Here is a 419-nt window from a genome sequence, read left to right on the forward strand (position 1 = left end):
GTAATAAATTGTGAGCGGATGGTTTCTCATGGGATTACGACAGCCAGAGACTGCGGCGGAAAGTATATGGAAACACTGGCTATCCGGGATTTTATCAGGAAGGGAAAGATTAAGGGGCCAAGACTTTTGTGCAGTGGGACTCCGCTTAAAGTGGTAGGTGGCCATGAACCAGGCTTTGATATTACAGGACCTATAGAAGCAAGGAAGGCGGTGCGTCAGTTTCTGTTCGAAGGTGTTGATTTTATCAAGGCCATGGTAACCGGAGGTTTGGGAAAGGCTGGAGAAGATCCGGGGGCTGTGGAACTGGAGCTTAATGAACTGGCGGCCATGGTGTCTGAAGCCGCCAAACACGGAAAAAAAGTGGCCTGCCACTGTCACAGCAGGGCAGGAATGGAAATTCTGCTTAAGGCGGGTGCTGC

Annotated in this window: 1 protein-coding gene; it reads left to right on the forward strand. The window is 50.6% G+C overall.

Annotated features, from left to right (window positions below; translation table 11 throughout):
• Window positions 1–66: 66 nt before the first annotated feature.
• Window positions 67–419: amidohydrolase family protein (locus NE664_14585; protein MCQ4727862.1), on the forward strand; the 353-nt coding region annotated here is incomplete at its 3' end.

Source organism: Anaerotignum faecicola, from assembly GCA_024460105.1.
Taxonomy (GTDB): domain Bacteria; phylum Bacillota; class Clostridia; order Lachnospirales; family Anaerotignaceae; genus JANFXS01.